We start from the raw sequence: 22,723 nt of genomic DNA, 5'->3' as shown, positions 1-22,723 counted from the left end.
TTGACCTGGGACTTCAGTCCAGTGTGACGGGCGGGGACGGGGACTTGCGGAGCACCTCCGCCCAGTGCGAGCGTGCGCGCCATGTTGGTTGGACGACAAGGGCTGTCGTCGTCCGCTGGCAGTCCCCCTCGAACATTCCCCCGCACCCCTGATTGCCCCGGTGCACGGCCGACGTGTGCCCTGGAGTCCCGATGTCCCTCACACCCCACCAATCACTGCGCCACGGCGTGGTGCTGCTCACAGCTCAACTCGTCCTCGCATGTGGCGGCGGTGAGCCAAAGCCGCCGCCCGCAACCGACCTCACGCCGCCCACGACGCGCGCCACACCCGAGGGCGGGGACTTCACGACCTCCGTGGTGGTGACGCTGGCCTGCGATGACGGCGGGGGCAGCGGCTGCGCGGCCACGCACTACACGCTGGATGGCACCACCCCCGGCACGGGCTCCCCGCGGTACCGCGAGCCCTTCACCTTGGGCAGCACCACCACGGTGCGCTTCTATTCGTTGGACGCGGCGGGGAACGCGGAGGCCCCGGGCGCGGTGACGTACACGCTGGTGGGCGCGGCGGACACGCAGCCGCCCAACACGGTGGCAAGCCTCGCGAGCGGCTCGTTCAGCAGCCCCCGGAGCGTGGCGCTGACGTGTGACGACGGCGAGGGCAGCGGCTGCGCGGCCACGCACTACACGCTGGATGGCAGCGTCCCCACGCAGGCCTCGGCGCGCTACACGGCGCCCCTGTCCATCGACACGTCCACCACGCTGCGCTTCTTCTCCGTGGACCGGGTGGGCAACATCGAGGCGGTGCGGCAGGAGCGTTATGTCGTGGACACGGAGGCGCCCCAGGTGGCCGCGTCGCCGCGAGGCGGCACCTTCACCGGAACGCGTACCGTGACGCTGACGTGCGATGACGGCGAGGGCAGTGGCTGCGCGGCCATCCACTACACCACCAACGATGCCATTCCCTCGCTGGAGTCGCCCGTCTACCAGGAGACCCTGGTGCTGACGGCCACCACCCGCGTGCGCTTCATCGCGGTGGACTGGGCGGGCAACGTCTCGGACGTGGTGTCGGAGCAGTACACGCGAGAGACATCCATGGAGGACCACTCCGCGCCCACGACGATGGCCTCGCCCGCGGGCGGCAGCTACCGGAGCGCGCAGTCGGTGGTGCTGGCTTGCACGGACAACGCCGGGGGCAGCGGCTGCGCGGCCACGTACTACACGCTGGATGGCACCACTCCCACCACGTCCAGTCTCCGCTACACGGCGGCCATCACCATCTCCGCCAGCGCCACGCTGCGCTTCTTCTCCGTGGACGTCGCGGGCAACGCCGAGCCGGCGAAGTCCGAGCAGTACACCCTGGACACGGCGGCCCCGGTGACGACGGCCTCACCCGCGGGAGGGTCGTATTCGGACGCCGTCACGGTGACGCTGGCGTGCAGCGACTCGGGCTCGGGGTGCCAGGAGACGCGCTACACCCTGGACGGCTCGGCGCCGCAGGAGGGCTCGCCGGTGTACGCGGCGCCCTTCTCCATCTCCACCAGCACGACGCTGCGCTTCGCCTCGGTGGACCATGCGGGGAACGTGGAACAGGCGAGGCAGGAGGTCTACGTGCTGCCGAACCTGGACCAGCTTGCCTCGGAGCAGATCCAGGCCGTGCGGGATGCCCCGACAGGCCCGGTGAGCCTGGTCATCAACGGCGCGCGCATCACCTACGTCAAGGCGGCCGTGGGGAGCGCCGTGAATGACGCGGCGGGCTTCTTCCTCCAGGCCGCGCAGACCGGGCCAGCGCTCTTCGTGGCGATGGACGCCGGCACGCTCTCACCCGCGCCCCAGGCGGGCGCCCGGGTGCGTGTCACCGTCAGCGAGAAGTTCGTCGTGAATGGCCAGATGCGGGTCCGCCTCTCCGCGTACAACGTGCTCAGCACCGGCCACTCGCTGTCGGACCTGGTCCAGCAGGTGAGCGACGTGGACATCACCACCGGCACGCCGCCCGACCATGAGTCCGAATACATCTCCATCACCGGCACCATCGGCGGCGCGGGCTTCTCCGTCGCTGGCCTTGGCCACGTCCAGGCGCCGTTCACGACGGCAGGCGTTCCAGCGGGCTCCTCGGGGGCGGCTGTCTTGCGGCTGCGCATGGTGGAGCCGCTTCACGACACCCTGGCGCTGTCGGCAGGCTGTTCGCTGACCGTGGTGTCTCCGCTCTGGGTCTTCTTGAACGCAACGCAGTCGGCCCACACCATCCAGCCCTCCGTCTGGGAGCAGGGACAGGCCACCGTGCATTCCTGCCCGGCGCCTCGCGTGACGGAGGCGCAGGCCTACAGCCGCAACTCGGTCATCATCCGCTTCAGCCGCGCCATCGACGCGGGCTCCGTGCTGCCCGATGGCAGCCAGTTCTCCATTCCGGGCCTGAGCGTCTCGGAGGCGCTGGCGCTGAATGCGCATGAGGTCTGGATCCGCACCGGCAACCAGACGCCGCGTCAGCAGTACACGGTGACGGTGGCGAGCTCGGTGCGGGACATGCGGGGCGTCGGCGTCGAGTCCGAGGGGGGCTCGACGTCCTTCCCTGGCTACCAGCAACCGGCTCGGCTGCGTCTGTCCGAAGTGGCGCCCAACGTGGCCCAGGGGCGGGACGTGGTGGAGCTGGTCGTCCTGGAGAGCGGCACCGTCATGGGGGCCACGCTCCTGGATGGAAATACCATCCTGGCGACGCTGCCGGACGTGCAGGTGGCCTTGGGGGACATCATTGTCATCCACCTCAACCCGGATCGTGTCACGCCGGGCGCGGATGCCCCGGCCTCGGAGACGCTGAGCAAGTCGCAGTACCCCGCCGCCTCCTACTTCTGGAACTACGACACCGCCTGGGACTTCCATGGCACCACCCTCGGCGTGGGGACCGGCAACCGGACCCTGCGCATCCGGGATGGCTTCGACGTCACCCAGGACGGCCTGGCCGTGACGGTGTCGGGCAATACGTTCGCCGGCTATCCCGCGCTGCTTCAGGCACTGCAGGCCGAAGGGCAGTGGCTGCCCGCGAGCTGCAACGGCGCGTTGTGCACGTATGCCACCTTCCCGAGCGCCTGGGACGTCTCCGTGGATTGGTCTCAGGCCTTCGTCAGCCAGGGGCGCGCCTACTCCGTGCAGCGCGTGGGCACCGCGGATTCGAACACGTGGGAGGACTGGACCTTCGGCGGTTCGACGTTCGGCGTTCCGAACCCGTAGCGCCGTCAGGGCAGGGTGACCTGGCCATCGCCGCCGCGTCCCGGGAGGGCTTCCCCGGGGCGGGCGGCGATTCGCCTTTCAGGGGGCGTTCTTGCCCGGGCTCCGCCGCAACTGTGCTGCTGGCGCGTCTGCGTGGCTGTGTCTACTGACACGCATGCCGAGCCAGTAGGGTGGAAGTGCTTGTGATTGGGGCGGGGCCGGGCCTCGACTTCGATTCGCGACGCACGCCTTCAGACCCCCTTTCCTCATGGCGCAGGGCGGATGCCTTGTGCCCTGGAGTTGTCATGCCTTTGAAATGTCCTTGGCCGCTGCGTGGCGCCGCGCTGGCGATCCCCGTGCAGCTTGTCCTGGCTTGTGGTGGCAGTGGTGAGCCTCAGCCGCGGCCTCCACCCGCCGTGGACCGCACGCCGCCCACGACGCAGGCCACGCCCGCGGGAGGGGATTTCGCCACCGCCGTGGTGGTGACGCTGGCCTGTGATGATGGTGGTGGTGGCCAGGGTTGCTCGGCGACGCACTACACGTTGGACGGGAGCGTGCCGACGCAGGACTCCGCTCGGTACACGTCGCCCCTGTCCATCGCCACGTCCACCACGTTGCGCTACTTTTCCGTGGACCCCTCCGGCAACGTCGAGCCGGCGCGCGAGGCGCGCTTTGTCGTGGACACCGCACGTCCCACCGTCGCGGCTTCTCCGCTGGGGGGCCTGTTCTCCGGTCGTCGTACCGTCATGCTGACGTGTGATGACGGCGAGGGCTCTGGCTGTGCCGCCATTCATTACACCACGGATGGTTCCGCTCCCTCCCCGTCCTCACCGGCCTATCAGGAACCCTTGGTGTTGACGGCCACCACCCGCCTGCGCTTCATCGCGGTGGACCAGGTGGGCCACCTGTCGGAGGAGACCGTCGAGGAGTACATCTGGGATGGGGCGGGACCTGTCTCCGCTGCGACGCCAGGAGGAGGCCTCTTCCGCGAGCCTGTCCCGGTGACCTTGAGCTGCGACGATGGCACCGGCGCGGGCTGTGATGCCACGTACTTCACCACAGAGGGGGAGGCTCCGACGCGTGCTGCTCAGCGCTACGGCGGCCCCATCGAGGTATCCGTCACCACGGAGTTGCGCTTCTTCTCCGTGGATGCGCTGGGCAACGAGGGCCCGGTGGTGACGGAGCGATATGTGGTGGACTCGGCCGCGCCCACCACCGTGGCCAGTCCTCCCGGCGGGACCTACGGCAGCGCGCAGGCCGTGGCATTGGCGTGTGAAGACGGGAGCGGGGCGGGCTGTTCCGCCACCTACTACACGTTGGATGGCTCCGCGCCGAGCACCGCTTCTACGCGATACGTTTCGCCGGTGCGGGTGGCCGCCGACAGCACGCTGCGCTTCTTCTCTGTCGATGCGGTGGGCAACGCTGAGCCTGAGAGAGCGGAGGCTTATGTCATCGACACGGTGGCGCCCGCGGTGGAGGCCCGGCCTCGAGGTGGCAGGTTCCATCTCGCGCAGACCGTGACGCTGTCGTGCTCGGATGTCGGGACGGGATGTTCCGCCATTCACTACACGGTGGATGGCAGCACACCCGGGAGCCACTCACCCCGCTACGCCGCGCCGCTCGTCCTCTCTTCGGATACGCCGCTGCGCTTCATGGCCCTGGACGGCGCGGGGAATGCGAGCCCGGTGGGGGAGGAGACGTACGTCATCACCATGGATGTCACGGCGCCCGAAACAGTGGCCTCACCCTCGGGAGGTGCTTACAGAAGCGAGCAGACGGTGACGCTGGCGTGTGAGGATGACCTGGGCGGCAGTGGGTGCTCGGCGACGTACTTCACGCTCGATGGCAGTCCCCCGACCACGGCCAGCGCCCGCTACACGGGGCCTGTCCCCATCTCCGGCTCCAGTACGCTGCGCTTCTTCTCCGTGGATGCGGTGGGCAACGTCGAGTCTGGGAAGTCGCAGACCTACGTCATTGACAGGACGGCGCCTGTCGCCGCCGCCAGTCCCCGGGGCGGGACGTTTCACACGGTCCAGACGGTGGCGCTGACGTGCGTGGATGAGGCGTCTGGCTGCGTGGCCATCCACTACACGACGGACGGTCGCGCTCCGGACGCTCAGTCACCTCGCTACGTGTCGCCGCTGTCCTTGTCTGCGGACACGCAACTGCGATTCATGGCGCTGGACGCAGCGGGGAACGCCAGCGCGGCCGTGTCGGAGGTGTACGCCATCTCGCTGGATGTGACGCCGCCCGTGACGACGGCAAGCCCACCGGGTGGCGCCTACCAGTCCGCGCCCAGGGTGACGCTGTCGTGCTCAGACGACGCGGGAGGCAGCGGCTGTGCGGCGACGTTCTACACGCTCGACGGCAGCGAGCCGACGACCGCGAGCGCTCGCTATTCGAGCCCGTTGCTCATGTCCGATGGTGCCACGCTGCGCTTCCTCTCCGTGGATGCGGTGGGCAATGCCGAGCCTTCGAAGAGCGCGCGGTACACCGTGGATTCGGTGGCCCCGGTCACGACAGTCACACCCGCCGGAGGTGTGTATGCCGCCCCCATCACCGTGACATTGGCCTGCGGCGACGCGGGCGCTGGCTGTCGGGAGACGCGCTACACGGTGGACGGCTCCACGCCTTATCTGGACTCGCCGCTCTACGAAGGCCCCATCTCCTTGCTCAAGTCCACGACGCTTCGCTTCTTCTCCGTGGACCATGCCGGCAATCTGGAATCTCCGAGACAGGAGGTCTACACGCTGCCGATAACCGATGAGGAAACCTCAGCGCAGCTTCAAGCGGTGCTCTATGCGCCCTCTGGTGCCCTGAGCCTGCGTGTCGAAGGGGCGCGCATCTCGTATGCCAAGGCGCAGGTCGGCGACCCTTCTCGCGACCCCGCGGGTTTCTTCCTGCAGGCGGAACAGGCGGGACCCGCGATCTTCGTGGTGGCGGAGCCTGGCAGCCTGTCGCCTGTGCCGAGGGCGGGGGACCGTGTCGATGTCACCATCTCCGCGAAGTTCTACCTGGACGGCAAGCCGGCCTTCCGCGTCTCTCGCTATGAGGTCCTGAGTTCGGGACACTCCGTGGACGACCTCGTCCTGGATGCGAGCTCGCTCAACGTGGTCTCCGACAGCTTCCCATTCCTGTCGCGGTATCTCTCCATCACCGGGACGATTGGCTCCAGCGGCTCGAGCACCTTCGTGAGCGCTGGCCTCAGTCACGTCCAGGCGCCGTTGGCGACGGAGGGCGTGCCCGCCGATTCGTCCCTGGCGCAACGCCTCCGCCTCCGGCTGGTCGAGCCCCTGCATGAGGTCCTGGACCTGTCTGTCGGGTGCCGTGTGACGGTTACCTCACCGCTTTGGAGCTTCGAAGGTCCGTCGGACCGCTGGCCCATCATCCACCCCTCCGCGTGGACCCGAGAGCAGTTGACGGTTCATTCGTGCCCGGCGCCTCGCGTCCTGTCGGCTCAGGGGCGGAGCCTGGACTCCGTCCTGGTGCGCTTCGACCGGCGCGTCGACGCGTCGACGGTTCTGGGAGATGGCCGCCAGTTCCAAGTCCCTGGGTTGTCGGTCCTGTCGGCGACGCCGCTGGGGGGCAGGGAGGTCCTGCTGCAAACCACGGAGCAGCAGTCTCGCGCCACGTATCAGGTGAGGGTGGACCCTTCGGTCCGCGATGAGCTCGGCACGGGCGTGGATCCGAATGCGGATACGGCCTCATTCACGGGGTACTTCCGAAGTGCCGTCCTGCGCCTGTCGGAGGTCGTTCCCAATGTCTACGAAGGCCGGGAGTTGGTGGAGTTGTCCGTCGTCTCGGCAGGAACCACCCGCGGCATCACGCTGGTGGAGTCGGACGCGTTCAGCAGGCCACTGGCGACGCTCCCGGACGTGGACGTCGCCACCGGGGATGTCATTGTCATCCACCTGCGACCGGACCGGACCAGGCCGGGCGCGGATGCACCTGCCTCGGAGACGGTGAGCAAGAGTCAATATCCACGGACCACGTACGCCTGGAACTTCGACACCGCCTGGGACTTCCACGGCCAGGACTTGAGCCTTGGCAGTGGCAGCCGGACCTTCCGCCTCATGGATGTCCATGGAGAGACCCTGGACGCGCTCGCGGTCGTCAGTCCTGGGACGGAGAACGCGCCCTTCCTTCCGCAACTCCAGGCGCTCCAGGCGGAAGGCCACTGGCGACCCGCGGACTGTGCCGGTGGGCCCTGTACCTATCGCTCGGTGCCCAGCGCTGAAGATGTCTCCGTCAACTGGTCGTGGATCTTCACCGCGCAGGGCCGGAACAGGTCGGTGCACCGGAGCGCCACGCCCGGAGCCGACTCGAAGGCGGAGTGGGGTGTTGGCGAGGGCTCCGTCGGCGTTCCCAATCCCTAGCGCGCTCCCGACGTGGTGAAACGACAATCGCCGCCTCGTCCCGGGAGCGTTTCCCCCAGGGCGGGCGGCGATTCGTGTCTCAGCGTGCCGCCAGCCGCCTACCGGCGGCGCGCGGCGACGTCGGAGTGCTTCTCCACGAACTCGGAGTAGGGCCCGTTGAAGTCGAGCACCTCCTGGCCCGCCTGGAGCGACCAGATGCGGGTGGCCACCTCGGAGATGAGCTCCTGGTCGTGCGTGACGACGATGACGGTGCCCTCGTACTTCTGGAGGCCCTCCGCCAGCGCGGCGATGGATTCCAGGTCCAGGTGGTTGGTGGGCTCGTCGAGCACCAGCACGTTGTCCTGCATGATCATCAGCTTGGAGAGGAGCAGCCGCACCGTCTCACCACCGGAGAGGGTGTCGGTGTTCTTCATCCGCTCCTCGCCGGAGAAGAGCATCCGGCCCAGCACGCCGGAGATCTCCTCGTTGGTGAGCTTGTCGTGCAGGTCGCGCAGCCAGCCGAAGCAGGTGGTGCCCTTGCGCACGACGCCGTGGTGGTCCTGTGGCAGGTAGCCCACGGAGGCCTGGTGGCCCCAGCCAATCTTCCCGCCGTCCGGCTCCAACTGGCCGGCGATCATCTTCACCAGCGTGGACTTGCCCACGCCGTTGCGGCCGATGACGCAGACCTTCTCGCCCTTGCAGACCAGGGCGTTGAAGGGCTTGATGACCTCCTGCCCGTCGAAGGACTTGTGGATGCCTTCAATCATCAGCGTCTGCCTTCCGCTGACCACCTTCTGGTCGAAGCGGATGAACGGCCGCGCGATGTTGGAGCGCTTGAGGTCGTCCGACTTCAGCTTGTCGATCTGCTTGATGCGGCTCTGCACCTGCGAGGCGCGCGTGCCGGCGTGGAAGCGGGCGACGAAGTCCTGGAGCTGGGCGATCTTCTTCTTCTTCTCCGCCGTCTCGGACTCGACGCGGCTGCGCACCTGCGCCTTCTGCCGGACCATGTCGTCATATCCACCGGGGTAGTGGATGATGGTCTCGTAGTCGATGTCCGCGATGTGCGTGCAGATGGCGTTGAGGAAGTGCCGGTCGTGGCTGATGGTGATGAGCACGCCCTCGTACTCGTGGAGGAAGCTCTCCAGCCAGCGGATGGAGTCGATGTCCAGGTTGTTCGTGGGCTCGTCGAGCAGCAGCCCTTCCGGCTTGCCGAAGAGCGCCTGCGCGAGCAGCACGCGGAGCTTGAGGCCGCCGGTGAGCTGCTTCATCGGCTCTTCGTGGAAGGACTGGTCGATGCCCAGGCCCGCCAGCAGCGTGGACGCGTCGCTCTCCGCCGAGTAGCCATCCTCCTCGGCGATGACGCCCTCCAGCTCGCCCAGCCGGTTGCCGTCCTCCTCGGTGATGTCCGACTTGGCCAGCAGGTCGTTCTTCTCTGACATGGCCGCCCAGAGGGGCGCGTTGCCCATGAGCACCACGTCCAGGACGCGGTTGTCCTCGTAGCGGAAGTGGTCCTGACGGAGGATGCCCAGCTTGCGGGGCCGGACGATGTTGCCCATGTCCGCTTCCTCGTCCCCGGCGAGGATCTTCATGAACGTGGACTTTCCGGCCCCGTTCGGACCGGTCAGGCCGTAGCGACGGCCCGGGGAGAACGTGACGTTGACGTCCTCGAAGAGCTTCTTGGGCCCGTAGGCCTTGGAGACGTTGATGACGTTGAACATGGCGGCGGCGTTGTAGCGGAAATGGTGCGGTGGGCCAAAGCGGTGAGGCGTTTCGCGTTCGACAGGTGACCGCGAGGACTCCCTGTAACCGCCGGGAGGGCCGGAGAATGCCGCCCCGGTGCTGGCTTCGAGCCCCGGAGCGGCGGTGGAAGGCGTCAGATGCCCGGCGCCCGGCGGCGTTCCGCCTTGGACGGAATGCCCGGGATGCCTGTACGGCTGTCCAGGAGGGGAGCGGGCGGGGCAGATGGATGCGGTGCCTGCCGGGCGTGGCGGGTATAAGGGCCGGCCCATGGCCGTTCGTTTCGAGCTCCTCACCACCGACCCCACGGGCGCGCGTGCAGGCATCCTGCACACACGCCGGGGTTCCTTCAAAACCCCCATGTTCATGCCGGTGGCCACCCACGCGGGCTTCCGGCACCTGGCCATGGAGGAGGTGAAGGAGACGGGCGCCAGCATCCTGCTGGCCAACACCTACCACCTGATGCTCCGGCCGGGCGCCGAGGTCTTCAAGCGCTTTGGTGGCATCCACCCCTTCATGCAGTGGGACGGGGGCGTGCTCACGGACTCGGGCGGTTTTCAGATCTTCTCCCTGCCGGAGGACCGGCTCATCACGGAGAAGGGCGCCCACTTCCGCAGCTTCTACGACAACAGCCGGCAGCTCCTCAGCCCCGAGTCGAGCATCGCCATGCAGCAGGCCATCAACTCGGAAATCATGATGGTGCTGGACGTGTGCATCGACTCGCGCACGGACGAGGCGGGCACCCGCGAGGCCATGGAGCGCACCCACCGCTGGGCGGTGCGCAGCCTGGAGGCCAAGGCCGCGCGGGACACCGGGCAGGCGATGTTCGGCATCGTCCAGGGCGGCGTCTTCCCGAACCTGCGCGACGAGAGCGCGGCGTTCCTGACGAAGCTGCCCTTCGACGGCTTCGCCATCGGCGGCCTGGCCGTGGGCGAGACGAAGGTGGAGCGCGAGTCCATGACGTTGCGCACCACCGCGTCGCTGCCGCAGGACAAGCCCCGCTACCTGATGGGCGTGGGCACGCCCACGGACCTGGTGGAGGCCGTGCTGCGCGGCGTGGATATGTTCGACTGCATCATCCCCACCAAGATGGCGCAGCAGGGCTACGCGTACACGTTCAGCGGGCTCGTCCGCGTCTCCCGCAGCGTGTTCCGCCTGTCCGACGAGCCGCTGGACGCGGCGTGTGACTGCTACGTGTGCAAGCGCTACACGCGCGGCTACCTGCAGCACCTGATGCGCGGCAAGCACCACCTGGGCTCGCGCTTCCTGTCGGTGCACAACGTCCGGCACTACCAGAAGCTGATGGGCCGCATCCGCGACGGCATCCTGACTGGGACTTACGCGCAGGTGTACCGGGAGCTGAAGGCCGCCATCGCCACGCCCAAGGACTTGAAGGACGAGGCCAACGCGCGCGAGGTGACGCTGAAGGAGGTCGGGTGAGCAGCGCGCCCGGGTCCAATCCGCGCGACGGGGACTTCGAGCTCATCACCCTGCGTAACGGCGCGCGCGCCGTGCGGCACCTGGGGCACGGCGAGGTGATGCACCCCTCCGTGGGGCCTTGGCAGGAGGCGCTGCGCCTCTATGTGGAGCAGGCGCGGCTGGCGGACCGGCTGCGGCAGCCGGGCCCTCCGCTGGTGATTCATGACGTGGGCCTGGGCGCCGCCACCAACGCGGTGGCCGCGCTCACCTGCGCCCGGAGCCTGGGCTCGGAGCAGCGCCGGGGGCTGGAGGTGGTCAGCTTCGAGGTGGACCTGGCGCCACTTCGGCTGGCGCTGGCGGACGCGGATGGCTTCCCCTTCCTCCAACCCTTCCGCGACGCGGCGGAGACGCTGATGCGCGACGGGGTGTGGGAGGCGGAGGGCATCCGCTGGCGGCTGCTGCTGGGGGACGCCGTGCCGTACCTGGACGGCGCGCTGCCCGTGGCGGACCTCGTCTACTTCGACCCGTTCTCTCCGGCGTCCAACCCGGACATGTGGACCGAGGCGGTGCTGGCCCGGGTGCGCCGGCACTGCCGCGAGGACGGGGAGGGGACCCTGCTGCTCACGTACAGCGCGGCCACGCCCACGCGGGTGACGTTGCTGCTGGCCGGGTTCTACGTCGGCGCGGGGGTGTCCACGGGGACGAAGGGTGAGACGACGGTGGGCGCCACCCGGCGCGAGTCGCTGGAGGCCCCGCTCGGTGAGCGGTGGCTGGAGCGGTGGAAGCGCTCGTCGTCCCGGGCGCCGCATGGCGGGCAGCTCACGCCCGAGGTCGAGTCGCGCGTGCTGGCGCACCCGCAGTGGCGGTGACGGGCCAGGGCGCGTGACGGAAGACATCCGGCCCGGTCCGGGGTAATCGGCGGGGCATGCGCGACGCCCTTCAGATGGAGGACTGGGGCGGCACCGGTCCGGTGCTGCACCTGGCTCACGCCAACGGCTTTCCGCCGGGGTGCTACCGGAAGCTCATCGAGCACCTGACGCCGCGCTACCACGTCTTCACGCTGCGCACGCGGTGCCTCGTGCCGGGCTCCGACCCTCGGGAGCTGCGCACCTGGGATGACATGGCGGACGACCTGATTCACGCCCTGCGTGCCCAGGGCGTGCAAGGCATCGTGGGCGTGGGCCACAGCATGGGCGGCGTGGCGACCTTGCTCGCCTCCGCGAAGGCGCCCGCGCTCTTTCGCGCCGTCGTGGCGTTGGACCCGGTGTTGTTCACGGGGGCGCGGGCCCTGGCGCTGCGTGCCCTGACGCTGCTCGGGCTGCGGAGCCGGGTGCCCCCGGCGAGCCTGGCTCGGCGACGGCGCGAGTCATGGGGCGCTCGTGAAGAGGCCGCGCGGAGCTACGGCAAGAAGCCGCTGTTCGCGCGCTTCGACCCGGAGTGCTTCCAGGACTACCTCACCCATGGCCTCACCGAGGCCCCGGGCGGCGGCTTCCGGTTGACCATCCCCAAGGCCTGGGAGGCGCGCGTCTTCGAGACCTCTCCCCGGGATGTCTGGCGCGAGCTGGGCACGGTGAGCGTCCCGTCCCTGGTGATTCGCGGCGGCGACTCCGACACCTTGACCGCCGACGCGCTGGCGCGAGCCCACCACACGCTGTCCGAGAGCCAGGCGGAGGAGCTCGCGGGTGCGGGACACCTCTTCCCGCTGGAGCAGCCGGAGCGCAGCGCGCAGCGCATCCTCGCGTTCCTGGACGGGCTGGAGTCGGCCCGCGCCGCGGCGCTGGCCGTCCGGTGAACCTCCGCGATTCAGGCACCGGCACCCAGCGGATGCTGTCGACCCACATCGGCCTGTCGTGGGCTGACGAGCCCCCTCCGGAGCGACCTTGAGAGGTCGCTGTTCGGAAATGTCGGGACTTTTGCGGCGCCAAAACCCCCGACATTTCCAAACAGCGAGCTCCGTGTACGCGACCGGTACCCCTCCGGGTGAAGGAGGGGCGTCGGAGGCAGAGCTCGGGAACCCACAGCGCTCCATGACCGGTTCCTCCTTCGGGATGGTGGCATTGGGGCGTCCATGGCTCGGGCACTCACCATTCTGTCGCACTGGCCCCTCCGGGGGATGGAGCGGCTTCGGCGGCGTCCATGGCTTTTGGGCACTCACCATTCTGTCGCACTGGCCCCTCCGGGTGATGGAGCGGCTTCGGCGGCGTCCATGGCTTGGGCACTCACCGTTCTGTCTCACTGGCCCCTCCGGGAATGGAAGGGCTCCGAGGGCGCCCGGGTCCGGGCACCCACCACGCTGGCTTCGATGCTCCCTGGGGCCATTCACGGCTGTTGCCGCTCACCAGCCATGTCCGAACAATGGCCATTCACTATCCGGATCGCCGGCGACCTGATGGAGGGCGGGCGCTTCGAGGCGCCGCTTTCGTGCGTCCTCGCGCGCGAGAAAGGCCTGCCTCGCACGCAGGATGTCATGGCCTCGCCGGGCTTCGAGGACGTCGAGGTAGGGGCTGACGCTCCGGGTGACGCGGCAGGTCTCCGCGAAGCGGCGGACCTCGTCCGCCGTGGTGCGCCCGGAGAGGAGGGCGTCGTGAATCGCGCGTACGGCGATGGGGAAGCCCAGCTTGTTGCGGTACTTGAAGAGGTCGGCGACTGTCTTCGCGACGCCGTAGACGGTAATGGGCATGCCCCAGAGCTTCCGTTGCTCGATGCCTTCGGACTGAGCACGCCCGGAGAAGCGGACCACGCGGAGCGGCGGCTCGCTCCATTGAGGCTTGCGTGCGTGTTCGCCAATGGCCATCCAGACCTCGGCGGGGGCTTCAGGCAGCATTCCATGGACCCACAGCGCGGACTTGAGGCAGAGCACGCCTCGGGGGACGCGCTTCGCGGCAATCGCCGCCGCTGTCACCATCGCGTTCGAGCGCGCCCAGACGCCGGGGGCGACTTCGCTCAGCATGCCGACCTTGCACATCAGGTTGAGCTGGCTGCGTGGAGCGCCATGGGCCTCCAGGTCTCGTGACCGCAGCAGCCCCAAGGATTCCACCAGCGTGGCCACGGAAGGCCGGCTCTTGTAGCCAGGCCTCCGACTCATCCTGCTTCCCATTCCCCATCCCTCCCCAACGCCCGGCGTTCCCGGAGCGCATTCCGGCATCAGCGTACCGGGGAGGCCCGACAGGAGTCCGGCGGGCGGCTAAAGCGCACCGCGCGTGGCCTGCTCGGGCGACGAGAAGGTGAACTCCGCGCGGCGGTTCTGGCGGAAGGACTCCTCGGAGTGGGATTCAGACAACGGCCGCTCCTCGCCAAAGGAGACGATGGAGAGCTGCGACGACTCCACGCCCAGGTCGCGCAGGTAGTCGCGCACCACGGCCGCGCGGCGGTGGCCCAGCGCGATGTTGTACTCCGTGGTGCCCAGCTCGCAGGTGTGGCCCGACACCGTCACCCGCGTCAGCGGCCGCTCCCGCAGGCCCGTGGCGAGCTGCGCGAGCAGCTCGCGGGACTCGGGCCGCAGCGTGGCCGAGTCGAGCTCGAAGTACACCGGGTCCGCCGCCAGCGAGCCCATGGCCCCGCGGGCCGCTTCTTCGTCCTCATCGGTGTTGCGGGTGGGCGTGGCCGCCGTGGCGGTGGGGCTCCGGTGCGCGTTCGGCGCCTCGTCCGTCACGGAGGGCGTCTTCTGCTTGGAGGCGCAACCAACCAGACTGACCGCGGCGAGAAGAGACAGGAGGGTTCGGTTCATGCCTCCTGTCATTTCAAGGCCTGTGCCGCGCGCCCGCCTCTCTGAGACACCGGAGCCGTGGCACAGCCACCGTTGCAGCGTGCCCAGGTCAGCGTTGCGGATTGCCTTCCGCGCGTTCGCGGCGGTGGATGGTGGAGACGTCGATGCCGAGCAGCTCGGCCGCCTTCGTCTTGTTGCCCCCGCACCGAGCCACGGCCCAGGCGATGTACTCCGTCTCCAACTGCCGCAGCGGGATGATGGCGCGCTGCGCCGCGGCCAGCGGGTGGCTCTCCAGGCCCGTGTCCGACGGCAGGTGCGGACGCAACTGGGGCAGGTCCACCACCTCGGTGGAGCCGAGCACCACGAGCCGCTGCACCAGGTTCTCCAGCTCGCGCACGTTGCCCGCCCAGGTCAGGGCGCCCAGCGCGGCCAGCGTCTCCGGGGAGAAGCGCTGCACCACGGAGCGCGGGTTGCGTGCCTTGGCCTGCTGGAGGAAGTGCTCGACGAGCGCGGGGATGTCCTCGCGGCGCTCGCGCAGGGGCGGCAGCCGCAGCGTGACGACGTTGAGCCGGTAGAAGACGTCCGCGCGGAAGCGGCCTTCCTTGACGCGCGCCTCCAAGTCCTGATGGGTCGCGGCCACCACCCGCACGTCCACCGTGCGCGAGCCATCCGCGCCGACCGCCCGCACCTCGCCGTCCTCCAGCACCCGGAGCAGCCGGGCCTGGAGCTCGGGGGCCATGTCCCCAATCTCATCCAGGAACAGCGTGCCGCCGTCCGCCTCCACGAAGAGGCCGCGCCGCGCCGTGGTGGCCCCGGTGAAGGCCCCTTTGACGTGGCCGAACAGCTCGCTCTCCAGCAGCGCGTGCGGCAGCGCGGTGCAGTTGACGGCCACGAAGGGGCCCGCGCGCCGGGTGCCCTCGAAGTGCAGGGCCCGGGCGACCAGCTCCTTGCCGCTGCCGGACTCGCCGCGCACCAGCACCGGGGCGCCGGACCAGGCCACCCGCTCAATCAGCGCGTAGAGCGCTCTCATCGCGGCGCTGCCGCCCACCAGGGCGCCCAGGCCCCCGCGGTCCGCGGCCTGCTGCTTGAGCGCGCGGTGCTCGGTGCGCAGGCGGCGCTGCTCCAGCGCGCGCTCCAGGGACAGGCGCACCTCGTCCAGCCGGAAGGGCTTGGTGAAGTAGTGGAACGCGCCGCGCTTCATGGCTTCCACGGCGCTCTCCACGCCGCCGAAGGCCGTCATCATCACCACGGGCAGCTCCGGGTCGAGCTTGCGCGCGGCGTCCAGCACGTCGAAGCCATCCACGTCCTGCATGCGCAAGTCACACAGCACCGCGTCGTAGACACGCAGCCGGAGCTGCGCGATGGCGTCCGCGCCGCCGGTGGCGATATCGACCTTGTAGCCGTCATCCGTCAGCGGTTCCTTCAACATCTGCCCCATCTCGACGTGGTCGTCGACGACGAGGACCCTGGCTCTAGACGACATGTCGCTCCTCGCCGGCGGGCGCCGCGGACTGGCGGGGCAGGCAGGCGCATGAACCCGGGAAACGGTGGCTTCACCGAGCGCGGGGGCCCCGGTGTCCGCCGGGCCTCCACGCCGGCTGTCGGCGCGTCGTCCCGGAGGAGACCTGCGCGGTAGCAACGCCCGTGCCCTCGACGTCTCCCTCTGAAGGAGGGCGCTGCGTCATGGCGGACCGCCGCAATCTGCATGGCCGCCGTTGCATCCTGCCAGGGCCGGCGCGGGTGACGCGCGCCGGCGGAGGCGGGACGGCGGGGGGAGGCGCCGCTCAGCGGCGGGACGCCTGCTGGGTGAGCTGCTGGGACGCCTCGCGCACCTTGGCCTGGATGCGGCGCAGGTTCTGTGGCCCCATGCGCAGCAGGTGCTTCTGCGCGGCCGTCAGCCCCTCCAGGTTCGGGTCGGCGTAGACGAACAGCTCGCCCCGGGGGACCACCTCCACGTCGCCGTCGATGACGGGCACGGCGAGCACCTGCTCGAAGGCGAGGTGCAGCGTGGCGTCGAAGGTGCTGCCGGGGCGGGCGGACTCCTGGTGGAGGCGCTCGGCCAGGTGACGCACGTCGCGGTAGGTGGACACCAGCACGCCCACGTCGAGCGAGCCCACCACCTTGCCGATGACGTCGTAGCGCGCGTAGCTCTTCTTCCCGATGACGAGCTTGCCGGCCTTGCGGCGCGCCTCGAAGGTGCCGGCCGGGGCGAGGAAGCCGACCACCTCGCGGGGACTGTCACCGGCGGCCACGTTGCCCACCACGGCGACGACGCGGCGCAGCAGGTCCTGCTCCCGCAGCCACGCGGCGAACTCGGGCAGGGGAGACGCCAGCGCGAGCTTCGTCCGGAGCAGCGCGTCCAGCTCCGCGGAGGAGGGCAGGGCCGGCTCCGCGCGCGGCGCCAGCCCGGGGTGGGACGGCTTGGGAATCACCGCCATGCCCGGCTGCGGGAGCGCCGTCGCCGGCCGCCGCGGCACCAGCCAGGCGCCCACGCCCGCGACCAGCACCACCAGCGCCGCCACGCCCACACCCCAGTGCATCCGGCGCTGGGGCTTCGTCACCACGTCAGGGTTGCTCATGCGTCCATCCTCCGAGGGATGCCGCATGGGATTGCAGCCGCGATGCCAGGGGCGACGCGGCGCCAGGACGCGGCGCGTCTCCCTCTGGAGCGGGGGCCGCCCTGTGGCCCTTGGGCCACGCTCGCCTGCCCCGCGAGCGTGGCGCGCTGCGGGGCGCCCCATGGCGAAGCGCCACGGCGCGCGAGGGCCGCGGCTACGCCCGGGGCCGGGACGCGCCGGACGGGTCGTCACCCGAGGCCGTGAGCGCCGCCTCGGCGGGGGCCTCCGACCAGCGGATGTGGAAGGTGGCCGCGGTGCCGTCGAACTCCTCGGGGAGGCTCACGACGCGCCACCCACCGCACAGCTCCACCGCGCGCGCCAGCAGGCCCGCGGCGAAGGTGGGCAGGTCCGCCAGCACGTCGTTCATCCGCAGCTCCACCGAAGTGGGGCCCCGCTCGACGATTTCGACCACACTGAAGTTGTTGCCGGCGCGAAAGCCCATGCCCGCGCGCAGCAGCATCCGCCGCGGACCGGCCAGCCGGACCACGCCCAGCAGGGCCCGGCCGAAGAAGGTTCCGAAGTACGCGTCCATGAACCGCTCGCCCAGCGAGTAGTAGGCCGCCTCGGCGGGGACGCCGCCGTAGACGTGACCCGCGGCGATGCGGAGGAACTCCTTCCACTGCTCCAGGGTGTAGGCCCGCTCCAGCTTCTGGTCGAGCTCCAGCCCGGCCCGGCGCAGGTGCTCGCGGCACGCCGGGGTGAGGCGGTTCTCGAGGGCGCGCACGAAGAGCGCCTCGACGGTCTGGGTGAAAACAAGCTTCTCGGAAGGAGTCATAGAGGCGCCCCGTATACACCGAGCGGGCCGTGGGATGCTTGCCTACTGGTGAAAGTTCGTTCAGTGAAACTGTCCACGAGCGTCAGAATGGCCTGCGTCACGCACTGGCTGTCGGTGTGACATGTCGGTGGCATGCACTGGGCGCACCTCCTGCCCCCTCAAGGCATGGAGTCCAGTGAATCCTGTTCTAGCCCATCTGGCCGGCGCCAGGGGAGGGGGGGCGGCCGACGTCGGGGCTGTCGGCTCGGAGGCAGGCCCGGGAGGGCCATTGCGCCCTGGCGGGGCCGGCCGCAAAGACGAAGGCCATGGACACGCGCGCCCCTGGCTCCTCGAAGACGGACCCGTCCTACGACGTGCTCCACCAGCAGCGGACCCGGCTGCCGCTGGACGTGCTCTTCGCGCCGCGCAGCGTGGCGGTGGTGGGCGCCACGGAGCGGCCTGGCAGCGTGGGGCGCACCGTCCTGTGGAACCTCATCAGCAACCCCTTCGGCGGCACCGTCTACCCCATCAACCCGAAGCGGCCCAACGTGCTGGGCATCAAGGCGTGGCCGTCGCTGAGCGCCCTGCCGGAGCGGGTGGACCTGGCCGTCATCGTGACGCCCGCGCGGGCGGTGCCCGGCGTCATCCAGGAGTGCGCGGCGCTGGGCATCCGGGGCGCCATCATCCTCTCCGCGGGCTTCAAGGAGAGTGGGGCGGAGGGGGAGCGGCTGGAGCAGGACATCCTCCGCGTCGCCCAGGCGGCGCAGGTGCGCGTCATCGGCCCCAACTGCCTGGGGGTGATGCGCCCGCCCAGCGGCTTCAACGCGACGTTCGCCGGTGCCATGGCCCGGCCGGGCAACGTGGCCTTCATCAGCCAGAGCGGCGCGCTGCTCACGGCCATCCTGGACTGGAGCCTGCGCGAGGCGGTGGGCTTCAGCGCCTTCGTGTCGGTGGGCTCCATGCTGGACGTGGGCTGGGGGGACGTCATCGACTTCCTGGCGGACGACCCGATGACGCGCTCCATCCTGCTGTACATGGAGTCCATCGGCGACGCGCGGGCCTTCCTCTCCGCCGCGCGCGAGGTGGCGCTCACCAAGCCCATCATCGTCATCAAGGCAGGGCGCACGGCGCAGGCCGCGCGGGCCGCGGCGTCCCACACCGGCTCGCTCACGGGCAGCGACGAGGTGCTCAGCGCCGCCTTCCGCCGCTCCGGCGTGCTGCGCGTGGACTCCATCGCGGACCTCTTCTACATGGCGGAGACGCTGGCCCGCCAGCCGCGCCCGGCGGGCCGGCGCCTCACGGTGCTGACCAACGCGGGCGGCCCCGGCGTGCTGGCCACGGACGCGCTGGTGTCGGGCGGCGGGGAGCTGGCCACGCTCAGCGCCTCCACGCGCCAGGCGCTGGACGCCTTCCTCCCGCCGCAGTGGAGCCACGCCAACCCGGTGGACATCCTGGGCGACGCGGACCCGGAGCGCTTCGCCAAGGCGCTGGAGGTCACCGGCCGGGATGAAGGCAGTGACGGGTTGTTGGTCATCCTCACGCCGCAGGACATGACGGAGCCCACCCAGACGGCGGACCGCCTCAAGCCCTACGCGAAGCTGCACGGCAAGCCGGTGCTGGCGAGCTGGATGGGGGGCTCGGAGGTCGCGGCGGGGGAGCGCATCCTGAACGACGCGGGCATCCCCACCTTCGGCTATCCGGACACGGCGGCGCGCATCTTCAATTACATGTGGAGCTACACGTACAACCTGGCCGGGCTGTACGAAACGCCCGCGCTGGCGGGGGACGTGGGCCTGGCCCGCGACGACGCGCGCCGGTGGGTGGACGCGGCGCGCGCGGCGGGCCGGACGTTGCTGACGGAGTTCGAGTCCAAGAAGCTGCTCGCCGCGTACGGCATCCCCACGGTGGAGACGCGGCTGGCGGTGACGGAGGACGCCGCGGTGGCGGAGGCGGCGGCCCTGGGCTACCCGGTGGTGGTGAAGCTGCACTCGCTCACGGTGACGCACAAGTCGGACGTGGGCGGCGTCCGGCTGGACCTCCCGGACGCGGACGCGGTGCGCGACGCCTTCCGCGACATCCGGGCGCGGCTGGAGGCGCTGGGGCAGGGGCGCGCGTTCGACGGCGTCACCGTGCAGCCCATGGCGCGGCTGGACGGGTACGAGCTCATCGTCGGCAGCAGCGTGGACGCGCAGTTCGGGCCGGTGCTGCTCTTCGGCTCGGGCGGGACGCTGGTGGAGGTGTTCCGGGACAGGGCGCTGGGGCTGCCGCCGCTGAACACGACGCTGGCGCGGCGGCTGATGGAGCAGACGCGCATCTACGAGGCGCTGAAGGGCGTGCGGGGCCGCCCGCCGGTGGACCTGGAGGCGCTGGAGCAGCTCCTGGTGCACTTCAGCCAACTGGTGGTGGAGCAGCGCTTCGTGAAGGAGGTGGACATCAACCCGCTGCTGGCCTCGCCCGAGCGCCTGCTCGCGTTGGACGCGCGCGTGGTGCTGCACCCGGCCTCGGTGACGGAGGCGGAGCTGCCGAAGCTGGCCATCGAGCCGTACCCCCAGCAGTACATGGCGCCCTTCCGGCTGCGCAGCGGCGAGGAAGTCCTGCTGCGGCCCATCCGCCCGGAGGACGAGCCGAGGATGGCGGAGTTCCACCGCACGCTGTCGGAGCAGACGGTGTTCCTGCGCTACGCGGGGCTGATGCAGCTCAGCGCGCGGGTGGCGCACGCGCGGCTGGCGCGCATCTGCTTCAACGACTACGCGCGGGAGCTGGCGCTGGTGGCCGAGCGCAAGGACGGCGAGCTGCTCGGCGTGGGCCGGCTCACGCGGCTTCGCGGGACGAAGGACGCGGAGTTCGCCATCCTCATCAGCGACCCGGTGCAGCGGCAGGGCCTGGGCGCGGAGATGCTGACGCGGCTGGTGGACATCGGCCGGGACTGGGGGATGGCGCGCATCGTCGCGGACATCCTCGCGGGGAACCGCGCCATGCAGTCCATCAGCCGGAAGCTGGGCTTCTCCATCCTCCAGCACGAGGAGCTGGCGCCGGACATGGTGAAGGCCGTGAAGGTGCTCTGACTCGCGCGCGCCGCCCGGGCCGGGGTCTGGTGACGGCCGTTCACCAGTCCCCGGCGCGCGCATCACGAAGGCCCGCGGGGAGCCCTACCGCGCAGCGCGCCCGCAGGTGCTCCCAACCGGGTAGCTCCACAGCGTGAAGCCGGGATTGCCCGCCAGGGCGCTGAAGTAGACGGTGTCGCCCAGGCGCAGGAACGGCCCCGGGAAGCTGGGGGCGTTCGGCGATGACGACGTCAGCGGGACAGTGCCTTCGACCGTGCCATCCGTGATGGAGAGGCCGCTGCGGGTGTCGAACATCAACTGGCCGGTGCCGGTGTCGAAGAGGGCCGAGTGATGGTCGGTCGACATGCTGAGCTCGGTGGAGAGCTCCCGGGTACCTTCCACGGTGCCATCGGTCACCCACAGCCTCACGTCGATGATGGCGGGCCCCCAGGGCGCGTAGATGGATTGCGTCACGTAGAACCTGCCGCCCGCCTGGGCGACTCGCTGAATGGAGGGGAAGGCGCCTTCCAGCCCTTCATGGGGGTTGGTGAGGGCGGCCAGCCGCTCGTGGAGGCCTGTCGCCAGGTCCATCCGCCATACCTCCAGGCGTGGCGCATGGGCATGGCGCTGGAGCCAGACGGCCGCCGTGCCCGTGAAGCCCAGCACCGTGGCGGAGGCATCAATCGCGCCCACGCGCCGGGTCCCTTCCCGGGTGCCGTCCGTCCTCCAGATTTCCGTGCCAGCGCCCGGCACGACGACCCGGAGGAGCGCCGTGCCGTCCTGAAGGTGGTGGCCCGCGATGTGGCTTCCACCCGTGCCCTCCAGGTGCGTCACGAGGCGGGTGCCCTGCGTCGTCCCATCCGTGCCCCACAGGCGCAGCCCCTTCTGGCCGGGCTCGTGGACGAGGAAGAAGCGCTCGTCGTTCAGCAGCAGGCCATGGGCGATGGACGCGCCCGCGCCGAGCTCGCGCAGCGGCGTGGTGCCCGTCAGCGTGCCGTCCGTGCGCCACAGGCGGAAGCGGCCCGCCGCTGGCTCGCGGACGAAGAACAGCATGGCGCCACCCTGCTCATGCGCGTGTTCGACCGAGGCGTCCGCGGCGAAGGCCTGCACCGGCCGGGTGCCCCGCGCCGTCCCATCCGTGCGCCACAGTCGCAGGCGCTTCGCCGAGTCCTCGTGAAGGAAGAACAGGCGCAGCTCGGCTGCGCTCCGGAGCGTCTGTCCCGGGGTGAGCGCGGTGGCGGCGGCGACGCGCAAGAGCCGGTCGGTGCCCGAGGGCGTTCCGTCGGAGCGCCACAGCTCGATGCCCCCTGGCGCATGGCGGAAGAAGGACAGGGCGCCATTCAGCGCGCCGAGGTCCGACAGCGTCGAGCCGTCGCTGCCCGGCGTGAGGTCACCCAGCAGCCGGGTCCCCGAAGGAGAGCCGTCGCTCGCCCAGAGCTCCCGGCCTGTCTCCGGTTGGAAGACCTGGAGGAACAACTTCGCGCCCACTGGCGTGAAGTGGGTCAGCCGCTGCTCGGGAGCGGCGCCGCCCGGAGCGGGGAGCCTCGCCAGCGCCACGGTGCCCGCCGCGGTGCCGTCGCTCTTCCACAACGTGGCGTCGCCAGCGTGCTCCTCCACCCTGAAATAGAGGGTGCCCTGGACCTCGGTGAGGGACTCCGGACGTGGCTCCAAGCTCACCGGAGACTGCCACTGCCGGTCCGGCGGCAGCAGCGTGGTCACCTCATTCACCTGGGCCGGGCCGCACGCCCGCGAGAGGGACTCCTCCGCTTCCAGGGGTGGCCCGGAACCGGCGGTCTCCTCCTGCACGCCACATCCCACCAGGCTCCAGGTCACGAAGGTGCACCACCACGTCCTCAGCCGCATGCCGCTCTCCTCGCTTTGCAGGGGAGG

General features: G+C 70.2%; 13 protein-coding genes. 6 read left to right on the top strand and 7 right to left on the bottom strand.

The window, feature by feature from the left end; translation table 11 throughout:
* Positions 1-191 precede the first annotated feature (191 nt).
* Both MYMAC_RS22650 and MYMAC_RS22645 read left to right on the top strand, forming a co-directional pair.
* Positions 192-3,221 carry a chitobiase/beta-hexosaminidase C-terminal domain-containing protein gene (locus MYMAC_RS22650; RefSeq protein WP_204816895.1) on the top strand — a complete coding sequence of 1,010 codons (3,030 nt, stop codon included), beginning with the start codon at positions 192-194 and terminating at the stop codon, positions 3,219-3,221.
* 335 nt (positions 3,222-3,556) lie between these two features.
* Positions 3,557-7,576 carry a chitobiase/beta-hexosaminidase C-terminal domain-containing protein gene (locus MYMAC_RS22645; protein WP_170114760.1) on the top strand — a complete coding sequence of 1,340 codons (4,020 nt, stop codon included), beginning with the start codon at positions 3,557-3,559 and terminating at the stop codon, positions 7,574-7,576.
* 98 nt (positions 7,577-7,674) lie between these two features.
* Here the strand turns inward: MYMAC_RS22645 and MYMAC_RS22640 are convergent, their stop codons facing one another.
* A complete protein-coding gene (locus MYMAC_RS22640; protein WP_013941166.1) occupies positions 7,675-9,273 on the bottom strand; it encodes an ABC-F family ATP-binding cassette domain-containing protein in 1,599 nt (532 codons plus the stop codon).
* Between the two features lie 289 nt (positions 9,274-9,562).
* Here MYMAC_RS22640 and tgt point away from each other — a divergent pair, with 289 nt between their 5' ends.
* From tgt to MYMAC_RS22625, 3 genes are read left to right on the top strand one after another with little or no spacing between them, the layout of a single operon-like run.
* Positions 9,563-10,732, top strand: coding sequence for a tRNA guanosine(34) transglycosylase Tgt (gene tgt, locus MYMAC_RS22635; RefSeq protein WP_095959608.1), 1,170 nt, complete (start codon positions 9,563-9,565; stop codon positions 10,730-10,732).
* The gene (locus MYMAC_RS22630) at positions 10,729-11,580 is read left to right on the top strand and encodes a tRNA (5-methylaminomethyl-2-thiouridine)(34)-methyltransferase MnmD (RefSeq protein WP_095959607.1); all 852 of its coding nucleotides are present in this window, start codon (positions 10,729-10,731) and stop codon (positions 11,578-11,580) included. Before tgt ends, MYMAC_RS22630 begins: the two co-directional genes overlap by 4 nt.
* 56 nt (positions 11,581-11,636) lie before the next feature.
* Complete coding sequence (locus MYMAC_RS22625) at positions 11,637-12,503, top strand: alpha/beta fold hydrolase (RefSeq protein WP_095959606.1); 867 nt, start codon at positions 11,637-11,639, stop codon at positions 12,501-12,503.
* Between the two features lie 543 nt (positions 12,504-13,046).
* On the opposite strand, the gene MYMAC_RS22620 is transcribed toward MYMAC_RS22625, so the two are convergent.
* The 5 genes from MYMAC_RS22620 to MYMAC_RS22600 all read right to left on the bottom strand — a co-directional run bounded on the left by MYMAC_RS22620 (position 13,047) and on the right by MYMAC_RS22600 (position 17,810).
* Positions 13,047-13,796, bottom strand: coding sequence for a type IV toxin-antitoxin system AbiEi family antitoxin domain-containing protein (locus MYMAC_RS22620; protein WP_095959605.1), 750 nt, complete (start codon positions 13,794-13,796; stop codon positions 13,047-13,049).
* A 99-nt stretch (positions 13,797-13,895) separates the two neighbouring features.
* Entirely contained in the window at positions 13,896-14,438 is a 543-nt protein-coding gene (locus MYMAC_RS22615; protein ID WP_095959604.1) for an OmpA family protein, read from the bottom strand.
* An 88-nt stretch (positions 14,439-14,526) separates the two neighbouring features.
* Positions 14,527-15,900 (bottom strand): sigma-54-dependent transcriptional regulator, encoded by a 1,374-nt coding sequence (locus tag MYMAC_RS22610; RefSeq protein ID WP_095959603.1) that lies wholly within the window; start codon positions 15,898-15,900, stop codon positions 14,527-14,529.
* Positions 15,901-16,201: 301 nt separating this feature from the next.
* Entirely contained in the window at positions 16,202-16,996 is a 795-nt protein-coding gene (locus tag MYMAC_RS22605) for a DUF3014 domain-containing protein (RefSeq protein ID WP_239988959.1), read from the bottom strand.
* Between the two features lie 193 nt (positions 16,997-17,189).
* Positions 17,190-17,810: a DUF2378 family protein gene (locus MYMAC_RS22600; RefSeq protein ID WP_013941158.1), complete on the bottom strand. Its 621-nt coding sequence runs from the start codon at positions 17,808-17,810 to the stop codon at positions 17,190-17,192.
* Between the two features lie 305 nt (positions 17,811-18,115).
* Here MYMAC_RS22600 and MYMAC_RS22595 point away from each other — a divergent pair, with 305 nt between their 5' ends.
* Positions 18,116-20,854 carry a bifunctional acetate--CoA ligase family protein/GNAT family N-acetyltransferase gene (locus tag MYMAC_RS22595; protein WP_013941157.1) on the top strand — a complete coding sequence of 913 codons (2,739 nt, stop codon included), beginning with the start codon at positions 18,116-18,118 and terminating at the stop codon, positions 20,852-20,854.
* Positions 20,855-20,938: 84 nt separating this feature from the next.
* Here the strand turns inward: MYMAC_RS22595 and MYMAC_RS22590 are convergent, their stop codons facing one another.
* Entirely contained in the window at positions 20,939-22,696 is a 1,758-nt protein-coding gene (locus MYMAC_RS22590) for a hypothetical protein (protein WP_095959601.1), read from the bottom strand.
* Positions 22,697-22,723 lie beyond the last annotated feature (27 nt).

The organism is Corallococcus macrosporus DSM 14697, assembly GCF_002305895.1.
Taxonomy (GTDB): domain Bacteria; phylum Myxococcota; class Myxococcia; order Myxococcales; family Myxococcaceae; genus Myxococcus; species Myxococcus macrosporus.
Note: the sequence above shows the minus strand (reverse complement) of the source record. Positions and strands in the feature narration are given on the sequence as shown.